The following is a 23176-nucleotide window of genomic DNA, read 5'->3' as shown; positions in this document are numbered from 1 at the left end:
TAGTCCACTGAGCATATAAACGCTCCCCTGATACCAGAAAGTGGACATTTAATTTTTTCTTTTTACCTTGAGAGAAAACTGTTTCGGTGTAATACCAAAGTAACTTTTAAAGTTTCGAATGAAATAAGATGTGCTTGTATATCTGTAAATAGACCCGTTTTAGTTCCATGCATTTTTTGAGAGTCCGGCTAAATATTACGGTTGTTGATAAGTTAATCGCAGAGAACAATATTCTGTATGTGAAACCGACTAAACCGCTTAACGAAATGTCTGTCGGTGATATTCCGTTGATCACGGCAGAAAATGGAACCAACAATACCCAGGCGTTTAAAACGGTGACTCAACAAATGGGTTTTCACTCAATGACCCCTGATATTGAGGTGGTAAATACTGACAGTGCCACACAGTGGCGTCTGAAAGGATTCGATGTTCAGCGTAATAATGCTGCACTCAGTGAAAGTCAGCGCTTTATGGATATCCGGTACAGAAACTTCCTATCTGAGGTGAATAACCTTAACCGACGTATGGGTGATCTACGCGATACCCAAGGAGAAGCCGGTGCCTGGGCACGGTTTATGACCACTTCTGGTTCAGGTGAGGGGGGATTCTCTGATCGCCACATGCATCTGCAAATTGGTGCCGACAAAAAACATCACTTTGATGGAGGCGATCTTTTTACAGGTATCATGATGACTGTTACTGACAGCAAAGCCAGTGGCGAAAGTTACCAGGGGAAAACCCGCTCTGTAGGCGGCGGTTTATACGCATCCACCCTGTTTGATTCAGGATTGTATATTGATGTGGTCGGAAAATATGTCCACTATCGTGACGATTACACAATGCAAACATTAGGGCTTGGTAAGGCAGACGATACTGCCCACTCATGGTATTTAGGCGCAGAAACCGGCTGGCGCTATCAGTGGAAGCCTGATGTCTTTATTGAACCGCAGGTTGAACTGGTCTACGGCACGTTGTCAGGCAATACCTTTAACTGGCAATACAACGGCATGGATATCAGCATGAAGCGTAAAACGGCAAACCCCCTGATTGGCCGTACTGGTGTGGAATTCGGAAAAACGCTGGATGGTCACGACTGGCAGGTTACAGCGAAGGCAGGTTTAAGTTATCAGTTTGACCTGCGGAATTCTGGCACCACTACGTATCGTGATTTTGCTGGTGAGTCCACCGTGTACAACGGTAAAGATGGTCGTATGTTAGCCAACATTGGGATTGATACGCGCATTAAAGACAATACCCGTATCGGCCTGACCGTTGAGAAATCAGCATTTGGTAAGTACAACGTCGATAATGCTATCAATGCGAATATCCGCTATTCATTCTGATATTTAAAAAGGTCGTTTCATTTACAAGGCCCGGTATGTGTACGTATCGGGCCATCTTGTGTTTGTCATCACGCTCATATCAATAACATCTGCCCTTTTTTTTAACCCTGGGTCATACTCATATTTTGTTAACAAAAAGGAAACATAATGAAACTCATCGGTAGCTACACCAGCCCGTTTGTACGCAAACTTTCTATTCTGTTGTTAGAAAAGGGCATTACTTTCGAATTTATCAATGAACTGCCCTATAACGTAGACAACGGCGTGGCGAAATTTAACCCGTTAGGGAAAGTGCCGGTGCTGGTGACCGAAGAGGGCGAATGCTGGTTTGATTCGCCAATCATTGCCGAATATATCGAATTAATGAACGTTGCTCCGGCGATGCTGCCGCGCGATCCGCTAGAGTCGTTGCGAGTGCGTAAGATTGAGGCGTTGGCAGATGGCATTATGGATGCCGGGCTGGCTTCGGTGCGTGAGCAGGCGCGCCCGGCGGCGCAGCAGTCTGAAGATGAGCTGTTACGCCAGCGGGAGAAAATCAACCGCAGTCTGGATGTGCTGGAAGGATATCTGGTCGATGGCACGCTCAAAACCGATACGGTAAATCTGGCGACTATCGCTATTGCCTGTGCCGTCGGGTATCTCAATTTCCGCCGCGTTGCGCCGGGCTGGTGTGTGGACCGCCCACACTTAGTCAAACTGGTCGAGAATCTCTTTAGCCGCGAAAGCTTCGCTCGCACCGAACCGCCAAAGGCTTGATGCGCGATATGTCCTCCAGACACTTCTCACGTTACAATCTGCGGTTATGTTAAACGCCCTTCTCCGTGTGAGAGGGCCTTGATGAGCCTGGTTTCCTATGACAACCGAAACGCGTTCCCTCTATAGTCAGCTTCCCGCTATTGATCGCTTATTGCGTGATAGTTCCTTCCTTTCTTTACGTGATACTTATGGCCACACTCGCGTGGTGGGGTTGCTGCGTCAGATGCTTGACGAAGCGCGAGAAGTAATTCGCGACAGTCAGACGCTACCCGCGTGGTGTGAGAACTGGGCGCAAGAAGTCAATGCCCGACTGGCGAGAGAGGCGCAGAGCGCGCTGCGTCCGGTGATCAACCTGACGGGAACGGTGCTGCATACTAATCTTGGTCGGGCATTGCAGGCGGAAGCGGCGGTGGAAGCTGTTGCGCAAGTTATGCGTTCACCGGTGACGCTGGAATATGATCTGGATGACGCCGGACGTGGGCATCGCGATCGCGCGCTGGCACAGTTGTTGTGCCGCCTTACTGGCGCGGAAGATGCCTGCATCGTCAATAACAATGCGGCGGCGGTGCTGTTAATGCTGGCAGCAACTGCCAGCGGCAAAGAGGTGGTGGTTTCTCGCGGTGAACTGGTGGAGATTGGTGGCTCGTTTCGTATCCCTGACGTAATGCGTCAGGCAGGCTGTACCCTGCATGAAGTAGGAACCACCAACCGTACCCACGCTAATGATTATCGTCAGGCGGTGAATGAAAATACCGCGCTGTTGATGAAGGTGCATACCAGTAACTACAGCATTCAGGGGTTCACCAAAGCGGTAGACGAAGCGGAGTTGGTGGTGCTCGGCAGAGAGCTGGATGTTCCAGTAGTGACTGATTTAGGCAGCGGTTCGCTGGTCGATCTTAGCCAGTACGGTTTGCCGAAAGAGCCGATGCCGCAGGAGTTGATTGCCGCGGGCGTCAGCCTCGTGAGCTTCTCCGGCGACAAGCTGTTAGGCGGGCCACAGGCAGGGATTATCGTCGGTAAAAAAGAGATGATCGCCCGGCTGCAAAGTCACCCGCTGAAGCGTGCATTACGCGCAGATAAAATGACCCTCGCGGCGCTGGAAGCCACGCTGCGTCTTTATTTACACCCTGAGGCTCTGACAGAAAAATTACCGACCCTGCGTCTGCTTACCCGCAGCGCAGAGGTCATTCAAATTCAGGCGCAACGTTTACAGGCTCCCCTTGCCGCACATTACGGCGCGGAGTTTGCGGTACAAGTTATGCCATGCTTGTCGCAGATCGGCAGTGGTTCGCTGCCTGTTGATCGCCTGCCGAGCGCGGCATTAACGTTTACACCTCATGATGGACGCGGTAGCCACCTTGAGGCATTAGCCGCCCGCTGGCGTGAATTGCCGGTGCCAGTGATTGGCCGCATTTACGACGGGCGTCTGTGGCTGGATTTACGCTGCCTTGAAGATGAGCAACGGTTTTTGGAGATGTTGTTGAAATGATTATTGCGACTGCCGGACACGTTGACCACGGCAAAACGACATTATTACAGGCGATTACTGGCGTAAATGCCGACCGTCTGCCGGAAGAAAAAAAGCGCGGTATGACCATCGATCTCGGCTATGCCTACTGGCCGCAGCCGGATGGACGCGTTCCTGGATTTATTGATGTTCCCGGCCATGAAAAGTTTCTTTCCAACATGCTGGCGGGCGTTGGTGGTATCGATCATGCGCTGTTAGTGGTGGCGTGCGATGACGGCGTGATGGCACAGACCCGTGAGCATCTGGCGATTTTGCAGCTTACCGGTAACCCGATGCTGACCGTCGCGCTGACCAAAGCCGATCGCGTGGACGAAGCGCGCGTTGATGAGGTTGAACGCCAGGTAAAGGAGGTGCTGCGGGAATACGGTTTTGCTGAGGCAAAACTGTTTGTCACCGCAGCGACTGAAGGAAGGGGAATTGATGCTCTGCGCGAACATCTGCTTCAGTTGCCGGAACGTGAACACGCCAGTCAGCACAGTTTCCGCCTCGCTATCGACCGTGCTTTTACCGTAAAAGGTGCCGGGCTGGTGGTGACGGGTACGGCGTTAAGTGGGGAAGTGAATGTTGGCGATTCATTATGGTTGACGGGGGTAAATAAACCGATGCGCGTGCGTGCTCTCCATGCGCAAAATCAACCAACAGAAACCGCCCATGCCGGGCAGCGTATTGCGCTTAATATCGCCGGTGATGCGGAGAAAGAACAGATTAATCGAGGCGACTGGTTGCTGGCAGATGTGCCGCCAGATCCGTTCACGCGAGTGATTGTCGAGCTTCAAACCCATACGCCGCTGACCCAGTGGCAGCCGCTGCATATTCACCACGCCGCCAGCCACGTTACGGGGCGCGTTTCGCTGCTGGAAGATAACCTTGCTGAACTGGTGTTCGACACGCCGTTGTGGTTGGCGGATAACGATCGCTTAGTACTGCGCGATATCTCGGCCCGCAACACGCTGGCGGGTGCCCGCGTGGTGATGCTCAACCCGCCGCGCCGCGGTAAACGTAAGCCGGAATATCTGCAATGGCTGGCGTCACTGGCACGGGTGCAGAATGATGCCGAAGCGCTGGCTGTTCACCTGGAGCGCGGTGCGGTGAATCTCGCGGATTTTGCATGGGCGCGTCAGCTCAACGGCGAAGGGATGCGCGAATTGCTGCAACAGCCGGGCTATATTCAGGCCGGTTATAGCTTGCTGAATGCACCGGTTGCTGCTCGCTGGCAGCGTAAAATTCTCGACACATTAGCGGCTTATCATGAACAGCATCGCGACGAACCAGGGCCGGGACGCGAACGTCTGCGGCGCATGGCGTTGCCGATGGAAGATGAAGCCCTGGTACTGTTGCTGATTGAAAAAATGCGCGAAAGCGGCGAGATCCACAGCCATCACGGCTGGCTGCATCTGCCGGATCACAAAGCCGGATTTAGCGAAGAGCAGCAGGCTATCTGGCAAAAAGTGGAACCGCTGTTTGGCGACGAGCCGTGGTGGGTACGCGACCTGGCAAAAGAGACGGGGACCGACGAGCAGGCAATGCGCCTGACGCTGCGCCAGGCGGCACAGCAGGGGATAATTACGGCGATCGTCAAAGATCGTTATTATCGCAATGATCGAATTGTCGAGTTTGCCAATATGATCCGTGATCTCGATCAGGAGTGTGGCTCGACCTGCGCGGCGGATTTCCGCGATCGCTTAGGCGTTGGCCGAAAACTGGCGATTCAAATTCTGGAATATTTTGACCGGATTGGCTTTACGCGTCGCCGTGGAAATGATCATTTATTACGTGACGCATTATTATTTCCCGAAAAATAAGGAAATGATTAATTCATAATAAATATGAATTAATACAAAATTCTTATTAATATTAAGGAAGCACGTTGTATGATGAATATAACGTGCTTTTTATTAAAAATATTTTAATAAACGGGAATGTCGATCATATTTTCGAATGAAAATACTTTGTAATCTGCCAGCCCTTTTTACTCTTCCAGGAGTGTTTTATGGCAGCTTCAACCTTTTTTATTCCTTCAGTGAATGTCATCGGTGCTGATTCATTGAATGATGCAATGAATATGATGGCAGAATATGGATTTCGCCGTACATTAATTGTTACTGACAATATGTTAACGAAATTAGGCATGGCGGGTGATGTGCAAAAAGCACTGGAAGAACGCAATATTTTTAGCGTTATTTATGATGGCACCCAGCCGAACCCAACCACGGAAAATGTCGCGACAGGTTTGAAATTACTAAAAGAAAATAACTGTGATAGCGTGATTTCCTTAGGTGGTGGTTCTCCGCACGACTGCGCAAAAGGTATTGCGCTGGTGGCAGCCAACGGTGGTGATATTCGCGATTACGAAGGCGTTGATCGCTCTGCAAAACCGCAGTTGCCGATGATTGCCATCAATACCACTGCGGGCACTGCGTCTGAAATGACCCGTTTCTGCATCATCACCGACGAAGCGCGTCACATCAAAATGGCGATTGTGGATAAACACGTGACTCCGCTGCTTTCTGTCAATGACTCCTCGCTGATGATCGGTATGCCGAAATCACTGACTGCCGCTACCGGGATGGACGCCTTAACGCACGCCATCGAAGCGTATGTTTCTATTGCGGCAACGCCGATCACCGACGCTTGCGCATTGAAAGCAGTGACCATGATTGCCGAAAACCTGCCAGTAGCAGTAGAAGATGGCAGCAACGTTAAAGCGCGTGAAGCAATGGCCTACGCTCAGTTCCTCGCGGGTATGGCGTTCAACAATGCCTCTCTGGGGTATGTTCATGCGATGGCGCACCAGTTAGGCGGTTTCTACAACCTGCCGCACGGCGTATGCAATGCCGTTCTGCTGCCGCATGTTCAGGTGTTCAACAGCAAAGTTGCCGGTGCGCGTCTGCGTGACTGCGCGGCGGCAATGGGCGTGAACGTGACGGGTAAAAACGACGCGGAAGGTGCAGAAGCCTGCATTAACGCTATTCGTGAACTGGCGAAGAAAGTGAATATCCCTGCGGGTCTGCGTGACCTGAACGTAAAAGAGGAAGATTTTGCGGTGCTGGCGACCAATGCCCTGAAAGACGCCTGCGGTTTTACTAACCCGATTCAGGCAACTCACGAAGAAATTATGGCGATTTATCGCGCTGCGATGTAATCACCTTCCCGTAACGGCTGGCAAATTGTCAGCCGTTTTTTATCAACTATCTCTGTAATCCTTGCCCGTAAATTTGTGATTGCCGTCGTAAAGCTATCACCGGCTGGCGAAGATTTCACCAACCATGTCTACCCTTGTTATACCTCACACAGCAAGGAGACTACCATGACCAACAATCCCCCTTCAGCACAGATTAAGCCCGGCGAATATGGTTTCCCCCTCAAGTTAAAAAACCGCTATGACAACTTTATCGGCGGCGAATGGGTCGCGCCCGCCGACGGCGAGTACTACCAGAACCTGACGCCAGTGACCGGGCAGCTTCTGTGCGAAGTGGCGTCTTCGGGCAAACGCGATATTGATCTGGCGCTGGATGCAGCCCATAAAGCGAAAGATAAATGGGCGCATACCTCGGTGCAGGATCGTGCGGCGATTCTGTTTAAGATTGCCGATCGGATGGAGCAAAATCTGGAACTGTTGGCGACGGCAGAAACCTGGGATAACGGCAAGCCCATTCGTGAAACCAGTGCTGCCGATGTGCCGCTGGCAATTGACCATTTTCGCTATTTCGCTTCGTGTATTCGGGCGCAGGAAGGCGGGATCAGTGAAGTGGATAGCGAAACCGTGGCTTATCACTTCCACGAACCGTTAGGTGTGGTGGGGCAAATTATCCCGTGGAACTTCCCGCTGTTGATGGCGAGTTGGAAAATGGCTCCGGCGCTGGCGGCGGGCAACTGTGTGGTGCTGAAACCGGCGCGACTCACTCCACTTTCGGTGCTGCTGCTGATGGAAATCGTGGGTGATTTACTGCCGCCAGGCGTAGTCAACGTGGTCAACGGCGCTGGTGGCGAAATTGGCGAATATCTGGCGACCTCAAAACGCATTGCTAAAGTGGCATTTACCGGCTCAACGGAAGTCGGTCAGCAGATTATGCAGTACGCTACCCAGAACATTATTCCGGTGACGCTGGAGCTGGGCGGTAAGTCGCCAAATATATTCTTTGCTGATGTCATGGATGAAGAAGATGCTTTCTTCGACAAGGCGCTGGAGGGCTTTGCATTGTTCGCCTTCAACCAGGGCGAAGTCTGTACCTGTCCGAGTCGTGCTTTAGTGCAGGAGTCTATCTACGAACGCTTTATGGAACGCGCCATCCGTCGTGTTGAAAGCATTCGTAGCGGTAACCCGCTCGACAGCGTGACGCAAATGGGCGCGCAGGTTTCTCACGGGCAACTGGAAACCATCCTCAATTACATTGATATCGGTAAAAAAGAGGGTGCGGATGTGCTTACCGGCGGGCGGCGTAAGCTACTGGAAGGGGAACTGAAAGACGGCTACTACCTCGAACCGACGATCCTGTTTGGTCAGAATAATATGCGCGTCTTCCAGGAAGAGATTTTTGGCCCGGTGCTGGCGGTGACGACATTTAAGACGATGGACGAGGCGCTGGAGATTGCCAACGATACGCCATATGGCCTGGGCGCAGGCGTCTGGAGTCGTAACGGCAATCTGGCCTATAAGATGGGGCGCGGCATTCAGGCTGGGCGCGTGTGGACCAACTGTTATCACGCTTACCCGGCACATGCGGCGTTTGGCGGCTACAAGCAGTCGGGTATTGGGCGTGAAACCCATAAGATGATGCTGGAGCATTATCAGCAAACTAAGTGTCTGCTGGTGAGCTACTCGGATAAACCGTTGGGGCTGTTCTGATGTGAAAAACGGGTTGCATCGGGTATTCATTGCCTGATGCGACGCTTGCGCGTCTTATCATGCCTACATGGCTCATGCAATATATTGAATTTGCATGATTTTGTAGGCCGGATAAGGCGTTCACGCCGCATCCGGCATAAGCAACGCGCACGTTATCACTATCTGCGACGCTTGCGCGTCTTATCGGTTCAAATGTTTACGTCTTGAATAGCTGAATATTTATTGAACTAAATTGCGAGTATCCTCGCATCTTTTCAACAAGTTACTGCACGCCATTATTCTTCTTCCGAGCGACATTCCTGAGTCAACTTTATCCACCTGACGGCCTATATAAATCGCGCTATCGTGATTGCTACCAAAACATCTGGCTCAGCGGGTGCAGGACTTTATTGGCGGGCAATGGCTGCTGGTAGATATCAATATGAATCAGTTCGAAGGTCGGGCTGAACGAATCAATATTACAATGCCGAAAGGGTTACTGAACAAGATTGATACCTACGTGCGCAATCATCCTGATTACGCCAGCAGAAGTGCGTTTCTGGCAGAAGCTGCCGGACGAGATTACCGACAGCCCAATGATCGATCGTTATGAGAGTTTTATGTTTGTCACTGGTGTGAGCTGGCGTTTTTAATTGACCAGGGAGATGTTGGATAAATTGCGTTAGCAAAATCTATATTAATCAGTTGTAATTACGGTGTCGGAGGGGTATCCGGCACCGCAATGGATTACGGCAGATAAAACACTTCTTGTAGCTCGCTACTGATCGGGCTGTTATTCGGATTAGCGGGCATAACGTCAGTCATATATTTCCACCAACGTTGGCAAACGTCAGTGCTGGCAACCGCATTCCAGCGTTCTTCAGATTCAATTTCCACGCTGGCAAACAGCAAATTTCGCGCTTTATCGAGATAGATAGCGTAGTTATGCGCGCCGTGAGATTTCAATACCGCTTCCAGTTCCGGCCAGATCGGGTTATGCCGACGTTGATACTCGTCGTGGGCGTCGGGGTTTACCTGCATAACAAAGGCTTTGCGGATCATGTTTACTCCTTACAGCGCCAGCGCGCTAGCCAGTGGCGTAACGCCGAAACGTTTGCCGAGGGCTATCAACTCCTCACGACCGATGGTCTGTTTCATGCCGCCCATCGAATACACTTTTACCAACACTTCCGCCGATTTTTCTGCGGTATCGATCAGGCCAAACGCTTCGTCCAGCGTCGTACCGCTGCCGAAGACGCCGTGGAATGGCCAGAGTACCAGTGAATGTTTTTGCATTTCTTGCGCGGTGGCCTGGCCGATTTCGTCCGTGCCTGGCACCATCCACGGCAGAATGCCGACACCATCCGGGAATACCACCAGGCACTCGGTGCTGCCTTCCCACAGTTGGCGGGTGAAAACCGCCGTGTCGTTTTCCAGCACATAGGTGAGGGCGATGAGGTTGGTGGCATGGCAGTGCATGATCACCCGATCTTTACCGTTGGTGGTTTTAATGCGTTCGCAGTGGGAGAGGAAATGAGCCGGAAGTTCGGAGGTCGGAACGGCTTCGTTGGTTAGCCCCCAGAGAATGTGGTAGCCCGCACCGTCACTGTCGACTTTTACGATGCCTAAATTGGCAGCGGGATCGAGCTGGACGTTACGGAAGAATTTGCCGGAACCGGTGACGATAAACGGTGTATTTGCCAGTAAAGGCATTGGCTGACTGAGCGGGATATAGCGCGGTTGTGGATGGAAATTGTCGTGATAAGGCGCGATATCGGCGTCATCCAGGCGCAGCGTCAGGTTGCCGCCGTTGCGCTCGTCCCAACCTTTCAGCCAGGCATCGGTGGTGGCTTTGATCATTCCCTGGACAAACCAGGACTGGGTAATGTTTTGCATGTTCTGTGTTCCTGTAAATTCGGTGTTGTCGGATGCACGACCTGTAGGCCGGATAAGGCACCTGTGCCGCATCCGGCACTCAATGCCTGATACGTCTTATCAGGCATATAACTGTTGCTGACCTGTAGATCGGATAAGTCACTTGTGCCGCATTCAGCGGTATTTACCCGCGTTGACGCAAAATCGTGTTTTCATAAGCCCGCACGCTTTCCAGCCACTCGCTACCCACTGGCGTATCATGACGCTGGCAATACATTTCCCATACCGCCTGCCACGGCAACGATTTCTGCTCTTCCAGCAACGCCAGTCGCGCGGTGTAATCGCCCGCCGCTTCCAGCTTGCGCAGTTCGGCTGTCGGTTCTAACAACGCACGCAGCAGAGCTTTTTTCATATTGCGTGTACCAATGACCCATGCGGCAATGCGGTTGATGGAGGCATCAAAGAAGTCGAGGCCGATATGTACCCGGTCAAACAGGTCATGACGGACGATCTCGCTGGCGATCGCCTGGGTTTCATCATCCAGCAGCACGACGTGATCGCTGTCCCAGCGTACCGGGCGGCTGACGTGCAGCAGCAACTGCGGCACATACAACATGGCGGCGGAAATCTTGTCGGAAATGACTTCAGTCGGGTGGAAGTGTCCGGCATCCAGGCACAGCGCAGTCTGGCGGCTGGTGGCATAACCCATATAAAACTCATTAGAGCCAACCGTATAGCTCTCCGCGCCAATACCAAACAATTTGCTCTCTACGGCGTCGATATGGTGCGCCGGATCCAGCTTTTCGCTGATCACTTCATCCAGTGCTGCCAGCAAACGCTGGCGCGGGGCAAGGCGGTCAATGGTGATATCTTTCATGCCATCCGGGATCCAGATGTTCATCACTGATGGCGTGCCGAGTTGTTCGCCAAAATAGGCCGAAACGCGGCGGCTGGCCTTACAGTGATCAATCCAGAACTGGCGAATGCGGTCGTCGGCATGTGAGAGCGTAAAGCCATCGGCGCTTAGCGGATGCGAGAAACAGGAAGGGTTAAAATCCAGACCGAGTTGATTAGCTTTCGCCCATTCAACCCAGTTTTTGAAGTGTTCAGGTTTGATTTGGTCACGCGAGACTGGCGTGTCTGACTCCAGATAGATCGCATGTAAATTAAGCCGTTTCGGCCCCGGAATCAGCCGCATAGCCTGTTCCAAATCGGCACGCAGCTCTTCGGCATTGCGCGCTTTTCCCGGGTAGTTGCCGGTGGCCTGAATCCCTCCAGTCAGCGAACCTTCCGGGTTTTCAAAACCAGAAACATCATCGCCCTGCCAGCAGTGCATTGAAACGGGTAAGCGATCAAGTTGGCGCAGTGCCTCCTCGACATCAATCCCTACCGCCGCGAAACGCTGTTTCGCCAGTTCCCAGGCCTGTTCCAGTTGAGTGGTCATGCGCAAAGCTCCTTAGTCTGTCGTGTAGAGCGAAACTGCGCCACATAGTGGGCAATTTCACTGTCAGGATTAGGGGTAAAGGTGGTCAGATTCGCAGTGGCGCTTACCACCTGACGGAAATCATCCACATTGTTGAGTTCATCCAGCGCCATTAACTGGATGCCGATATTGCCGAGCGTTGAAGCTTCTACAGGCCCGGCGATCACCCGAGTACCGCAGGCATCGGCGCACAACTGGTTGAGTAGTGCGTTTTGGCTGCCGCCGCCGACAATATGCAGTTGCGAGAAATCTTCACCGCGTAGCTGTGCCAGTTCATGCAGCACATCGGCATACAGCACTGCCAGACTGTCGAAAATACAGCGCGCCAGTTCAGCATCACTTTCTGGGATCGGTTGCGCCGTTTCCCGACACGCAGCCTGAATTTCGCTGCACATCGCGTCAGGATTAATAAAGCGATCGTCATTGGGATTGATGATGAAGCGGCAGGCCGGAAGCGCCTGTGTCGTAGCGATAAGTGCCGGGAGATCGTTGATTTGCCGCTCCTGAAGCACCCGCTGAAGCAGCCATAAGCCCATAATATTTTTCAGCACCCGATAGCGACCTTCCGCACCACCTTCATTGGTGATGTTGGCTGCCAGCGCCGCATCATTGGTGAATGGCGTCTGGCTTTCGAAGCCCATCAATGACCAGGTTCCGGAGGAGAGGTAAGCGGCGCGTGATCCGTTTAACGGCGAAGCGATAACCGCGCTGGCGGTGTCATGGCTGGCAACGGCGACCACAGGAATTTCATTACCCTGCGGACAAATCCAGTGACCAATGACATTGCCCGGATGCGTCGGGCGGCCAAACCAGGCTTTGTTGGCACCGCTCCACGCCAGCAGGGAGTCATCCCAGTCATCGCTATTGATATTGACCAGTTGCGTGGTGGTGGCGTTTGTGTACTCCCAGTTCATCTTGCCGGTCAGGCGATAACTAAAGTAATCCGGCATTAGCAGAGCGTGAGCAATGTGTGGAATAAGTTCGGGTTGTTGCTCTGTCAGCGCACGTAGCTGATAGATCGTATTGAAGGGCAAAAACTGAATGCCGCTACGCTGATAAATATCGCGCTTTCCATATTGCTGTTGTGCCAGCGCCATCAGACCACTGGTGCGGCTATCTCGATAAGCAACAGGTAGACCCACGCGCTGACCGTGTTGGTCGAGTAGTACATAGTCCACGCCCCAGGTATCAATACCGATGCTATCGATACGAATCCCTTCCTCACAAACCTTGTTTAGCCCAAGGCGAATGGCGCTCTCCAGGCTATCCACATCCCAGGTGACATAGCCGTTCCGGTTATGCAGTCCATTGTTAAATCGGTGGATTTCACGCAGCGTCAGGCTGCGACATTCACGGGAGTAACGCGCCAGCATCACGCGCCCACTGGATGCGCCGAGATCGACGGCGACACAATTGCGAAAGGTCATAATGTGATCCTGCTGAATTTCATTACGACCAGTCTAAAAAGCGCCCGAGTTCGCTACCTTCTTGTTACTGACAGGAAAATACACCACTGGCAACCAGGGAAAGATGAACGTGATAGCGTTCACAATTTTCTGAATTGTGGTGGTGTGATGTTTGCCGCATTTCCTGAAAATTCACGCTGTATCTTGAAAAATCGACATTTTTTACGAGTTTTGCCGTCAAAAATTTAAGGTAAGAACCAAACCGCTTGATTACTATTCCGCCATGTTGATGACATCAGGAGGCCAGTATGACCGTATTACAAAGTGTGGATTTTTTTCCGTCTGGTCACGCGTCCGTGGCGATAGAACCCCGGCTTCCGCAAGCTGATTTCCCTGAGCATCACCATGATTTTCATGAGATTGTGATTGTTGAATATGGCACGGGTATCCACATTTTCAATGGGCAGCCTTATACCATCTCCGGTGGCACAATCTGCTTCGTGCGCGATCATGATCGGCATTTATACGAACATACGGACAATCTGTGTTTGACCAATGTGCTGTATCGCTCACCGGATCGATTTCAGTTTCTCGCCGGGCTGCATCAGCTTCTTCCGCAAGAGCTGGACGGGCAATATCCGTCTCACTGGCGCGTGAGCCAAAGCGTATTGCAGCAGGTGCGGCAACTGGTTTCGCAACTGGAACAGCATGAAAGGGCGAGTGATTTACCCTCGAAAGCCAGTCGCGAGATTTTGTTTATGCAATTACTGCTCTTGCTGCGCAAAAACAGTTTGCAGGAGAGTATGGAAAGTCGTGAATCACGTCTGAACTTGCTCCTGGCCTGGCTGGAGGAGCATTTTGCCGACGAGGTGAATTGGGAAACGGTGGCGGATAAGTTTTCTCTGTCACTACGCACTTTGCATCGTCAGCTAAAACAGCAAACCGGTTTGACTCCCCAGCGTTACCTTAACCGTTTACGGTTGGTGAAGGCGCGTCATCTGTTACGTCATAGCGAGGCCAGCGTGACCGAAATCGCATATCGCTGCGGATTCAGCGACAGTAACCACTTTTCGACGCTGTTTCGCCGTGAGTTTAACTGGTCACCGCGTGATATTCGCCAGGGGCGGGATGGTTTTCTGCAATAACGCGAATCTTCTCAACGTATTTCCACGCCAGATTATGAATAATCAAATGCGTTTTCTGGCTGAGGTGGCACGGTGGTTCATCAGTTAATCCTTCGCAAAAAAGATTTTTTTGCCAGCGAACAGCAGGCGGTCGCTGTTGCTGACCGTTATCCGCAGGATGTCTTTGCCGAACATACACATGATTTTTGTGAACTGGTGATCGTCTGGCGCGGTAATGGTCTGCATGTGCTCAACGATCGCCCTTATCGCATTACCCGTGGCGATCTCTTTTATATTCACGCTGATGATAAACACTCCTACGCTTCCGTTAACGATCTGGTGTTGCAGAACATTATTTATTGTCCGGAGCGACTGACGCTTAGTCTTGACTGGCAGGGGGCGATTCCGGGATTTAACGCCAGCGCAGGACAATCACACTGGCGTTTAGGTAGCGTAGGCATGGCACAGGCGCGGCAGGTTATCGGTCAGCTTGAGCACGAAAGCAGTCAGCATGCACCGTTCGCCAACGAGATGGCGGAGTTACTGTTTGGGCAGTTGGTGATGCTTTTGAAGCGTCATCGTTACACCAGTGATTCGTTGCCGCCAACATCCAGCGAAACGTTGCTGGATAAGCTGATTACCCGGCTGGCGGCCAGCCTGAAAAGTCCCTTTGCGCTGGATAAATTTTGTGATGAGGCATCGTGCAGTGAACGCGTCCTGCGTCAGCAATTTCGCCAGCAGACCGGCATGACCATCAATCAATATCTGCGGCAGGTCAGAGTGTGCCATGCGCAATATCTTCTCCAGCATAGCCGCCTGTTAATCAGTGATATCTCGACAGAATGTGGCTTTGAAGACAGCAACTACTTTTCGGTGGTGTTTACCCGGGAAACCGGGATGACGCCCAGCCAGTGGCGTCATCTCTGTTCCCAGAAAGATTAATTCGCCATGCCCATACCAACGATGTTGGCGGCGACAATAATCACCACACAGCCGAGGCTCAACACCGTTACCGGACGGCGACCCGCATTGTTCCACTCTTTCAGAACCAGACCGACGATACCGCCGCACAGAACGTAGAAACTCATATGCAGCATCCAACTGATGTAGTCATATTGCGCCGGAATGCGGGCGTGACCCCAGGCATAGAAAAAGAATTGCAGATACCACATCAAACCGCCCAGCGCCGAGAGCAATATGTTGTGAATGATCAGCGGTTTTGCCAGCGAGAAGTCGGCTTTTAGCGACAAATCTTTCACTTTTGCCAGACGAATAAAACAGAAACCGAGGTTAATAATCGCGCCGCCGCCCATGATGACAACATAGCTTGGCAGAGCGACATACAATGGATCAACACCCAACGCGGCAGCCGCTTCATGCATTGGTTTTGCGGCGTTCATCGCAAAGGACATCCCTGCAGAGAAAATGCCGCACATCACCGCCAGTACCAGCCCTTTTTTCAGGTTGAACTCTTCGGCTTTAATGCCCATTTTGCGCTCTTTCAATTGCCCGGCGCGGGTCACAATTCCCACGCCAATCAGCGCTACCAGCACGCCGAGCAACGTCATTCGCCCACCGTCGGTATTAATTAACACATCGAAATTGCCGTTGATAATTGGCGTCATCAGTGTACCGACGATCAACGTAATGCCAATGGCGATACCTATCCCCATCGACATGCCGAGATAACGCATGGTCAGGCCGTAGTTGATATTACCAATCCCCCACATTGCGCCAAACAAAAATACCGGCAGCAAGGTAGAGAGGCTGAACGAGCTATAATATGCCCAGAAATCAGGTAGTAGCATGGCGCTGATAGCCCACGGCAGAATAATCCACGAGACAATTCCACCGACTGACCACATGGTTTCCCATGACCATTTTTTTACTTTTTTGAACGGAGCGTAAAAACAGGCTGCACTGGCCGCGCCGATCAAATGCCAAAAAATCCCCATCGTAATCGCGTTACTCATTTTCTTATCCTCATCATTTTTCGTCGCGTCACATCTCCGACGAGATGAGTGTAAAAATCGTGCAGTCGATTAACCTTTCGCCTGTTGCCGCCGTTGCCGATTTACTGGCAATCACGGCATTAAGTGGGTGATTTGGCTCACATCTCTGGCATTTTCCTGCAAAACCATATCCTTACGAAAAGTACGGCATTGATAATCATTTTCAATATCATTTAATTAACTATAATGAACCAACTGCTTACGCGGCATTAACAATCGGCCGCCCGACAATACTGGAGATGAATATGAGCTACACCCTGCCATCCCTGCCGTATGCTTACGATGCCCTGGAACCGCACTTCGATAAGCAGACCATGGAAATCCACCACACCAAACACCATCAGGCCTACGTCAACAACGCTAACGCGGCGCTGGAAAGCCTGCCAGAATTTGCCAACCTGCCGGTTGAAGAGTTGATCACTAAGCTGGATCAACTGCCAGCAGACAAGAAAACCGTTTTGCGCAACAACGCAGGCGGCCATGCTAACCACAGCCTGTTCTGGAAAGGCCTGAAAAAAGGCACCACCCTGCAGGGCGATCTGAAAGCGGCTATCGAACGTGATTTCGGTTCCGTTGATAACTTCAAAGCAGAATTTGAGAAAGCGGCAGCTTCCCGCTTTGGTTCCGGCTGGGCATGGCTGGTGCTGAAAGGCGATAAACTGGCGGTGGTTTCTACTGCTAACCAGGACTCCCCGCTGATGGGCGAAGCTATCTCTGGCGCTTCCGGCTTCCCTGTTCTGGGTCTGGATGTGTGGGAACACGCTTACTACCTGAAATTCCAGAACCGCCGTCCGGACTACATTAAAGAGTTCTGGAACGTGGTGAACTGGGACGAAGCAGCGGCACGTTTCGCCGCGAAAAAATAATCGCATATTGCCTGCTGCAATGAGGCGTTAACGCCATTTGCCAGCATAAAAAACAAACCATCGCAGATAGCGGTGGTTTTTTTGTGATCAATTTCAAAATAAAAACAATGATCCTATAAAAATAAAACAACGTTTCAATTGGTGTGGTTTTGATCACTTTTATTGCTCTGTTGAATGTCTATCTTCGTTTCCATCAACACTGATGCACCGTGAAGGATGTATGCATCAGCCTATAAAAATATGCCGATAGGTGATGAAAATGCAGATAAAACGCACGATAGAGAAAATCCCAGGGGGGATGATGCTCATCCCGTTGTTCCTTGGCGCACTGTGTCACACCTTCTCGCCAGGGGCGGGAAAATACTTTGGCTCATTCACTAACGGGATGATTACCGGCACGGTGCCGATTCTGGCGGTGTGGTTTTTCTGCATGGGGGCGTCGATCAAATTAAGCGCGACGGGAACGGTGTTGCGTAAATCCGGCACGTTGGTGGTAACCAAAATTGCTGTTGCATGGGTGGTTGCGGCAATTGCCTCGCGCATTATTCCCGAACATGGCGTTGAAGTCGGATTCTTTGCCGGACTTTCAACGCTGGCGCTGGTGGCGGCAATGGATATGACCAACGGCGGGCTTTACGCTTCGATCATGCAACAGTATGGCACCAAAGAAGAGGCCGGAGCGTTTGTGTTGATGTCGCTGGAGTCCGGGCCGCTCATGACGATGATTATTCTGGGAACCGCCGGAATTGCCTCGTTCGAACCGCATGTTTTTGTCGGTGCGGTATTACCGTTCCTCGTAGGCTTTGCGTTAGGGAACCTTGACCCTGAGTTGCGAGAATTTTTCAGCAAAGCAGTCCAGACGCTGATCCCGTTCTTTGCCTTTGCATTGGGCAATACCATTGATTTAACCGTGATTGCTCAGACTGGTTTGCTGGGGATCTTGCTGGGTGTGGCGGTGATTGTCGTGACCGGTATTCCATTGATTATTGCTGATAAGTTGATTGGTGGTGGCGATGGTACTGCCGGAATTGCGGCTTCCAGTTCTGCCGGTGCTGCGGTGGCTACGCCGGTACTGATTGCAGAAATGATCCCGGCCTTTAAACCTATGGCTCCAGCAGCAACCTCACTGGTGGCAACGTCGGTGATTGTGACTTCGATTCTGGTGCCGATTTTGACTTCTGTCTGGTCGCGTAAAGTTAAAGCCAGAGTGGCGAAGATCGAAATATTAGGTGCGGTGAAATAATCCCCCATCCATTTAAATCAAGGGGCCGGATGGTTTGTCGTCATCCGGCTTCTTGCGTTATCTGACAAAGACCTCGTCAATTGTTCGACATTCACTTTCGCTTAACTCGCCACCCGCATTGCGTGATACTCCAGTGCAATAACCAAACTTACGCGATACCACCGTCTTGATAGTAGTGACAAAATCCTCACCAATGGCGTAGATGGACATATAAGTGCCAATCTGTTGCTGAATCTCTTGTAAAGCCGCCAGGTCGCCGCGTTTGAAGGCTTCACGGGCTTCGACAAACAGTTCCGGCATAACGTTGTTCAGGCCGGATATTATCCCCGCGCCACCGGCTAGCAGATTAGGAATGTAATACTCGTCATAGCCCGAAAGTACAGCAAAATCAGAACGAACAGACTGTGTTGCCTGAATCATGCTGCGGGTGTGTGACTGGCAATCGACAGTGTCTTTAATCCCGGCAAAGTGAGGAAATTCACTCGCCAGCGTGGCGACCAGGTCTGGGGTTAAATCACAACCGGTCCGCGCCGGGAAGTTATATGCGAACCATTTTCCCCGTAACTCGCGACCCAGATGGCGGAAATAGCTTAATAATTGCTTCGCCGTCTGGCCGTAGTAGTAAGGCGGCAGGATCATCACTGCATCATAGCCTGTGCGATACGCTTCTTGTGCCATCACCAGTACATCGTGAGTGCAGGTGGAAGAAACGTTAGCGACCATTTTTAATGTGCTCATGGTACGCGCCTCGCGGATAAGCATGAGTCTCTCTTCGAGGGTGAAAGAGGCAAATTCACCAATGCTGCCCATCAGCAATATCACATCAATGTTGGCTTCCGTTAATCGCTGCAGATGTCGCTTCAGCCCGTTAAGATCCACATTACCGTCTTTATCCATTGGCGTAATGGAAGGACACCAGACGCCAGAAAACTGTGTTTGCTCGGTCACGTTGAACACTCCTTATAATGAAATGGCGTTTCAAATTCATCTCATTGATAACATTTCTAAGGCGTCATCATGTGAACCGTGCTCTCATTTTGCGCGCCTGACGTAAAATAAATATGGTCTAATGGGGAAATTTCTCGGTGGAGAGGGAACAGATGCGATATCCAGTTGATGTATACGCAGGCAAGGTTCGGGAATATCCGGAAAGCCGTCCAAGTGCGATTGCGAAAATCCAGGTCGATGGCGAGTTGATGTTGACAGAGCTGGGGCTGGAAGGTGACGAGCAGGCAGAGAAGAAAATTCATGGCGGACCAGACAGAGCGCTGTGTCACTATCCTCGTGAACATTATCTTTATTGGGCGCGGGAATTTCCGGAACAGGCGGATTTGTTTGTTGCGCCTGCGTTTGGTGAAAACCTCTCAACCGACGGTCTGACGGAAAGCAATGTTTATATTGGCGATATTTTCCGCTGGGGCGAGGCTTTGATTCAGGTTACCCAACCGCGGTCACCGTGCTTTAAACTCAATTATCATTTTGACATCAGCGATATGGCGCAGTTGATGCAAAATGCCGGAAAAACTGGCTGGTTATATAGCGTGATTGCGCCGGGGTTGATATCTGCAGATGCGCCGCTGGAGTTGGTTTCCCGCGTCAGTGATGTCACCGTGCAGGAGGCAATAGCCATTGCGTGGCATATGCCGTTTGATGATGAGCAGTATCACCGTTTACTCTCCGCTGCCGGGCTGTCGAAAAGCTGGACGCGGACGATGCAGAAGCGCCGACTTAGCGGCAAGATTGAAGATTTTTCGCGGCGTTTGTGGGGAAAATAAAAAGCGGAGAGTAGGCCTGATAAGACGCAACCAGCGTCGCATCAGGCATCCGCTCAAATGCCGGATGCGGCGTAAACGCCTTATCCGGCTTATAAAAGCTGCCCTGCGCGGTGTTTAGCTCCGCTTATACAGCGGCAGCCAAATTACCAGCCGTAAACCGCCCAGCGGACTGTCTTCAGCTTTCACCCAACCACGGTGCTGCTGGATGGCGGTTTCGACAATCGCCAGCCCCAGACCCGTACCGCCAGATTCACGATCGCGCGCTTCATCGGTGCGATAAAACGGACGGAAAATCTGTTCGCGATCTTCCGGGCTAACGCCAGGACCATCGTCATCCACCGTAATGGTGATACCGTCTTTATCTACCGCGAAGCCCACTTCAATCTTCGTATGGGAATAACGCAGGGCATTACGGACAATGTTTTCCAGCGCACTTTCCAGGGCATTTGGGTTGCCGTACAGCGGCCACGGCCCTGGCGGGAAGTTAACGGTAAACGACTTGCCCATCTGCTCCGCTTCGAACGCTGCGTTATCCAGCACTTCGCTCCACAACTGGTTGGCTTTGATGGTCTCGCTTACCAGCGCGTTTTTCTGCTGATTACGTGACATCACCAACAGGTCGTTGATCATGCTGTCCAGACGTTGCGCTTCGGTTTCAATGCGCTCCAGTTCCTTACTTTCGCCACTACGACGGCGTAGTAACGCCGTACCCAGTTGCAGACGCGTCAGCGGCGTGCGCAGCTCGTGAGAGATATCAGAAAGCAGGCGCTGCTGGGAGGTCATCATGCGTTCCAGCGCAGTCACCATCTGGTTAAAACTGGCACCTGCGGCAAGAAATTCTTGTGGCCCCGCTTCCAGTTCCGGGTGCTGACGTAAGTTCCCCTGAGCGACTTCATCGGCAGCGTTTTTCAGCTTGCGCGCCGGTTTTGCCAGACTCCAGGCCAACCACAACAGCAACGGCGTACTGACCAACATGGTGACAATTAACAGTAATAGCGGGCGGTCAAACAGTAAGTTGATGAAATCGGATTGAGAACTGCTGGCCGGGCGAATCAGATAGAGCTGGTAATTATCTTCACCGTCGCGCACAGAGAACGGCCCGACCAGTTCCACGCGACCATACTTTTTCTTCTGCGGGTGATCGGCGTTATCCGCCTGACCAATAAAGTTGCGAATGATCTGCATTTCGCTGCGTTCAGCACCGATCACGCGGCCTTCGGTGGTTACCAGTAATAAACGCTGACCAGGTGGTGCCCATTTATCAATGGCACGGAACAGGCGACGCCACCACATTAAATCGTTGGGGGGATCGTTCGCCAGTTCCGCTTCGACATGCTGCTCAATCATCAGCCCCTGACGCTGTTCGCTATCCAGAAGCTCGGTCATCTGGCGTGAATCGAGCTTGGGTAACATCAAAACCAGCATCAACACCAGCGCCAGCGTCAGCCAGAAGATGGCGAAGATGCGCGCGGTTAAACTGCCTATCATGAAGCAGAAACCATCAGATAGCCGCGACCACGCAACGTTTTAAACCACGGATGCCCGTCTTTGCGATCCGGCAGCTTACGGCGCAGGTTGGAGATGTGCATATCGATAGCACGGTCGAAAGGCGTCAGGCGTTTGCCCAGCACTTCCTGGCTTAAATGCTCACGAGAAACTACCTGGCCCAGATGCTGCGCCAGCAAATAGAGCAGGGTAAATTCAGTACCGGTTAACTCCAGCGTTTGTCCGTCGAAGCTGGCTTCCTGACGACCTGGATTCAGCACTAACGCATCTACTTCCAGCGTCGGTGAACCGTTGTCGCTATTTTGCTGTTGCTCGCTCCAGTGCGAACGGCGCAGGATCGCGCGAATACGTGCAACCAGCTCACGATCATTAAACGGTTTCGGGAGATAGTCATCCGCGCCCAGCTCAAGGCCAAGAACGCGATCAAGTTCACTGCCGCGCGCTGTTAACATAATGACAGGCGTCTGGTGTGTCTGGCGAAGTGCCTTCAATGTATCGATACCATTTTTCTTCGGCATCATCACATCAAGCAAAAGTAAATCAATGCTGTCGTCCAGAAGATCAAGCGCCTGTTCTCCATCATGGGCAACAATCACGTCGAAACCTTCCATCTCGAGCAGTTCCTTTAACAGGGACGTTAGCTCTCGGTCATCATCAACTAACAAGATTTTATTCATTCTTTAATTACCTCCGAGGCAGAAATTACGTCATCAGACGTCGCTAATCCATGACTTTACGTTGTTTTACACCCCCTGACGCATGTTTGCAGCCTGAATCGTAAACTCTCTATCGTTGAATCGCGACAGAAAGATTTTGGGAGCAAATGATGCGCATAGTTACCGTTGCCGTCATGGCCTCAACGCTGGCAGTCAGTTCACTAAGCCACGCTGCTGAAGTCGGTTCAGGCGATAACTGGCATCCGGGCGAAGAACTTGCGCAGCGCAGTACGCAGAGCCATATGTTCGACGGCATAAGTTTAACCGAACATCAGCGTCAGCAGATGCGAGATCTTATGCAACAGGCCCGGCACGAACAGCCTCCTGTTAATGTTAGCGAAGTGGAGACAATGCATCGCCTTGTCACCGCAGAAAATTTTGATGAAAACGCTGTGCGCGCTCAGGCAGAAAAAATGGCGAAAGAGCAGATCGCTCGCCAGGTTGAGATGGCTAAAGTCCGCAACCAAATGTATCACCTGTTAACGCCGGAGCAGCAAGCGGTTTTAAACGAGAAACATCAACAGCGAATGGAGCAGTTGCGCGACGTGACGCAATGGCAAAAAAGTTCATCGTTGAAGCTATTGAGTAGTAGCAACTCACGTTCCCAGTAGTAAACCCTGTTTTCCTTGCCATAGACACCATCCCTGTCTTCCCCCACATGATGTGGGGGTTTTTTTTATCCTCAATTTGCCTGTTGCTTAATGCATTGCAGATGATT

The 23176-nt window shown here is 51.6% G+C and carries 20 protein-coding genes and 3 pseudogenes; 14 read left to right on the top strand and 9 right to left on the bottom strand.

What is annotated here, in order from left to right; genetic code table 11:
- Positions 1-48: 48 nt before the first annotated feature.
- Positions 49-141, bottom strand: a pseudogene (locus tag BEA93_RS17785) (AraC family transcriptional regulator); the annotation flags it as partial.
- Between the two features lie 26 nt (positions 142-167).
- Here BEA93_RS17785 and BEA93_RS17780 point away from each other — a divergent pair.
- From BEA93_RS17780 to BEA93_RS25770, 8 genes and pseudogenes are all read left to right on the top strand, one after another.
- Positions 168-1343 carry an autotransporter outer membrane beta-barrel domain-containing protein gene (locus tag BEA93_RS17780; protein WP_272897384.1) on the top strand — a complete coding sequence of 392 codons (1176 nt, stop codon included), beginning with the start codon at positions 168-170 and terminating at the stop codon, positions 1341-1343.
- Between the two features lie 147 nt (positions 1344-1490).
- Positions 1491-2099: a glutathione S-transferase gene (locus BEA93_RS17775; protein ID WP_001517478.1), complete on the top strand. Its 609-nt coding sequence runs from the start codon at positions 1491-1493 to the stop codon at positions 2097-2099.
- Between the two features lie 97 nt (positions 2100-2196).
- The gene (gene selA / locus BEA93_RS17770) at positions 2197-3588 is read left to right on the top strand and encodes an L-seryl-tRNA(Sec) selenium transferase (protein ID WP_105224824.1); all 1392 of its coding nucleotides are present in this window, start codon (positions 2197-2199) and stop codon (positions 3586-3588) included.
- The gene (gene selB / locus BEA93_RS17765; protein WP_000582473.1) at positions 3585-5429 is read left to right on the top strand and encodes a selenocysteine-specific translation elongation factor; all 1845 of its coding nucleotides are present in this window, start codon (positions 3585-3587) and stop codon (positions 5427-5429) included. Before selA ends, selB begins: the two co-directional genes overlap by 4 nt.
- 188 nt (positions 5430-5617) lie before the next feature.
- Positions 5618-6769 carry an L-threonine dehydrogenase gene (gene yiaY / locus BEA93_RS17760; protein ID WP_105224823.1) on the top strand — a complete coding sequence of 384 codons (1152 nt, stop codon included), beginning with the start codon at positions 5618-5620 and terminating at the stop codon, positions 6767-6769.
- Positions 6770-6934: 165 nt separating this feature from the next.
- Positions 6935-8473, top strand: coding sequence for an aldehyde dehydrogenase AldB (aldB, locus tag BEA93_RS17755; RefSeq protein ID WP_105224822.1), 1539 nt, complete (start codon positions 6935-6937; stop codon positions 8471-8473).
- A gap of 361 nt (positions 8474-8834) precedes the next feature.
- Positions 8835-9032 (top strand): annotated as a pseudogene (locus BEA93_RS17750) (type II toxin-antitoxin system HicB family antitoxin); the annotation flags it as partial.
- Positions 9013-9105, top strand: a pseudogene (locus tag BEA93_RS25770) (MipA/OmpV family protein); the annotation flags it as partial. The pseudogenes BEA93_RS17750 and BEA93_RS25770, both read left to right, overlap by 20 nt.
- Before the next feature lie 94 nt (positions 9106-9199).
- Here the strand turns inward: BEA93_RS25770 and rhaM are convergent.
- The 4 genes from rhaM to rhaB all read right to left on the bottom strand — a co-directional run bounded on the left by rhaM (position 9200) and on the right by rhaB (position 13237).
- Positions 9200-9514: an L-rhamnose mutarotase gene (gene rhaM, locus BEA93_RS17745; RefSeq protein ID WP_000619483.1), complete on the bottom strand. Its 315-nt coding sequence runs from the start codon at positions 9512-9514 to the stop codon at positions 9200-9202.
- Between the two features lie 9 nt (positions 9515-9523).
- Positions 9524-10348, bottom strand: coding sequence for a rhamnulose-1-phosphate aldolase (gene rhaD / locus BEA93_RS17740; RefSeq protein ID WP_105224821.1), 825 nt, complete (start codon positions 10346-10348; stop codon positions 9524-9526).
- A gap of 163 nt (positions 10349-10511) precedes the next feature.
- Positions 10512-11771: an L-rhamnose isomerase gene (gene rhaA, locus BEA93_RS17735; protein ID WP_001517483.1), complete on the bottom strand. Its 1260-nt coding sequence runs from the start codon at positions 11769-11771 to the stop codon at positions 10512-10514.
- Complete coding sequence (gene rhaB, locus BEA93_RS17730; protein WP_000144119.1) at positions 11768-13237, bottom strand: rhamnulokinase; 1470 nt, start codon at positions 13235-13237, stop codon at positions 11768-11770. The genes rhaA and rhaB overlap by 4 nt, the downstream gene beginning before the upstream one ends.
- A gap of 287 nt (positions 13238-13524) precedes the next feature.
- On the opposite strand from rhaB, the gene rhaS reads away from it, so the two are divergent.
- Positions 13525-14361: an HTH-type transcriptional activator RhaS gene (rhaS, locus tag BEA93_RS17720; protein ID WP_001517485.1), complete on the top strand. Its 837-nt coding sequence runs from the start codon at positions 13525-13527 to the stop codon at positions 14359-14361.
- A 72-nt stretch (positions 14362-14433) separates the two neighbouring features.
- Positions 14434-15282: an HTH-type transcriptional activator RhaR gene (gene rhaR / locus BEA93_RS17715; RefSeq protein ID WP_001517486.1), complete on the top strand. Its 849-nt coding sequence runs from the start codon at positions 14434-14436 to the stop codon at positions 15280-15282.
- On the opposite strand, the gene rhaT is transcribed toward rhaR, so the two are convergent.
- On the bottom strand, positions 15279-16313 hold the full coding sequence (rhaT, locus tag BEA93_RS17710) for an L-rhamnose/proton symporter RhaT (protein WP_001517487.1): 1035 nt from the start codon (positions 16311-16313) through the stop codon (positions 15279-15281). The genes rhaR and rhaT overlap by 4 nt on opposite strands.
- Positions 16314-16597: 284 nt before the next feature.
- Between rhaT and sodA the strand changes: the two genes are divergently transcribed.
- Positions 16598-17218: a superoxide dismutase [Mn] gene (gene sodA, locus BEA93_RS17705; RefSeq protein WP_010350891.1), complete on the top strand. Its 621-nt coding sequence runs from the start codon at positions 16598-16600 to the stop codon at positions 17216-17218.
- Positions 17219-17477: 259 nt separating this feature from the next.
- Positions 17478-18461 carry a 2-keto-3-deoxygluconate transporter gene (kdgT, locus tag BEA93_RS17695; protein ID WP_010376485.1) on the top strand — a complete coding sequence of 328 codons (984 nt, stop codon included), beginning with the start codon at positions 17478-17480 and terminating at the stop codon, positions 18459-18461.
- A 57-nt stretch (positions 18462-18518) separates the two neighbouring features.
- Here the strand turns inward: kdgT and BEA93_RS17690 are convergent, their stop codons facing one another.
- Positions 18519-19409, bottom strand: coding sequence for a dihydrodipicolinate synthase family protein (locus tag BEA93_RS17690; protein ID WP_000139749.1), 891 nt, complete (start codon positions 19407-19409; stop codon positions 18519-18521).
- A 152-nt stretch (positions 19410-19561) separates the two neighbouring features.
- Between BEA93_RS17690 and yiiM the strand changes: the two genes are divergently transcribed.
- Entirely contained in the window at positions 19562-20236 is a 675-nt protein-coding gene (yiiM, locus tag BEA93_RS17685) for a 6-hydroxyaminopurine reductase (protein ID WP_001270231.1), read from the top strand.
- Positions 20237-20350: 114 nt separating this feature from the next.
- On the opposite strand, the gene cpxA is transcribed toward yiiM, so the two are convergent.
- Together cpxA and cpxR are read right to left on the bottom strand one after the other, a co-directional pair.
- Positions 20351-21724, bottom strand: coding sequence for an envelope stress sensor histidine kinase CpxA (cpxA, locus tag BEA93_RS17680; RefSeq protein WP_000580416.1), 1374 nt, complete (start codon positions 21722-21724; stop codon positions 20351-20353).
- A complete protein-coding gene (cpxR, locus tag BEA93_RS17675; protein ID WP_001033718.1) occupies positions 21721-22419 on the bottom strand; it encodes an envelope stress response regulator transcription factor CpxR in 699 nt (232 codons plus the stop codon). Before cpxR ends, cpxA begins: the two co-directional genes overlap by 4 nt.
- A 149-nt stretch (positions 22420-22568) precedes the next feature.
- Here cpxR and cpxP point away from each other — a divergent pair, with 149 nt between their 5' ends.
- Positions 22569-23069 carry a cell-envelope stress modulator CpxP gene (cpxP, locus tag BEA93_RS17670; RefSeq protein WP_001517491.1) on the top strand — a complete coding sequence of 167 codons (501 nt, stop codon included), beginning with the start codon at positions 22569-22571 and terminating at the stop codon, positions 23067-23069.
- The last annotated feature ends 107 nt before the right edge of the window (positions 23070-23176 follow it).

The sequence above is a fragment of the Escherichia sp. MOD1-EC5950 genome, assembly GCF_002965345.1.
Lineage (GTDB): Bacteria > Pseudomonadota > Gammaproteobacteria > Enterobacterales > Enterobacteriaceae > Escherichia > Escherichia marmotae.
Note: the sequence above shows the minus strand (reverse complement) of the source record. Positions and strands in the feature narration are given on the sequence as shown.

Coding starts and splice junctions, on each gene's coding strand:
- BEA93_RS17780 (WP_272897384.1), top strand. CDS start 168: ATGCATTTTTTGAGAGTCCGGCTAAATATTACGGTTGTTGATAAGTTA.
- BEA93_RS17775 (WP_001517478.1), top strand. CDS start 1,491: ATGAAACTCATCGGTAGCTACACCAGCCCGTTTGTACGCAAACTTTCT.
- selA (WP_105224824.1), top strand. CDS start 2,197: ATGACAACCGAAACGCGTTCCCTCTATAGTCAGCTTCCCGCTATTGAT.
- selB (WP_000582473.1), top strand. CDS start 3,585: ATGATTATTGCGACTGCCGGACACGTTGACCACGGCAAAACGACATTA.
- yiaY (WP_105224823.1), top strand. CDS start 5,618: ATGGCAGCTTCAACCTTTTTTATTCCTTCAGTGAATGTCATCGGTGCT.
- aldB (WP_105224822.1), top strand. CDS start 6,935: ATGACCAACAATCCCCCTTCAGCACAGATTAAGCCCGGCGAATATGGT.
- rhaM (WP_000619483.1), bottom strand. CDS start 9,514: ATGATCCGCAAAGCCTTTGTTATGCAGGTAAACCCCGACGCCCACGAC.
- rhaD (WP_105224821.1), bottom strand. CDS start 10,348: ATGCAAAACATTACCCAGTCCTGGTTTGTCCAGGGAATGATCAAAGCC.
- rhaA (WP_001517483.1), bottom strand. CDS start 11,771: ATGACCACTCAACTGGAACAGGCCTGGGAACTGGCGAAACAGCGTTTC.
- rhaB (WP_000144119.1), bottom strand. CDS start 13,237: ATGACCTTTCGCAATTGTGTCGCCGTCGATCTCGGCGCATCCAGTGGG.
- rhaS (WP_001517485.1), top strand. CDS start 13,525: ATGACCGTATTACAAAGTGTGGATTTTTTTCCGTCTGGTCACGCGTCC.
- rhaT (WP_001517487.1), bottom strand. CDS start 16,313: ATGAGTAACGCGATTACGATGGGGATTTTTTGGCATTTGATCGGCGCG.
- sodA (WP_010350891.1), top strand. CDS start 16,598: ATGAGCTACACCCTGCCATCCCTGCCGTATGCTTACGATGCCCTGGAA.
- kdgT (WP_010376485.1), top strand. CDS start 17,478: ATGCAGATAAAACGCACGATAGAGAAAATCCCAGGGGGGATGATGCTC.
- yiiM (WP_001270231.1), top strand. CDS start 19,562: ATGCGATATCCAGTTGATGTATACGCAGGCAAGGTTCGGGAATATCCG.
- cpxA (WP_000580416.1), bottom strand. CDS start 21,724: ATGATAGGCAGTTTAACCGCGCGCATCTTCGCCATCTTCTGGCTGACG.
- cpxR (WP_001033718.1), bottom strand. CDS start 22,419: ATGAATAAAATCTTGTTAGTTGATGATGACCGAGAGCTAACGTCCCTG.
- cpxP (WP_001517491.1), top strand. CDS start 22,569: ATGCGCATAGTTACCGTTGCCGTCATGGCCTCAACGCTGGCAGTCAGT.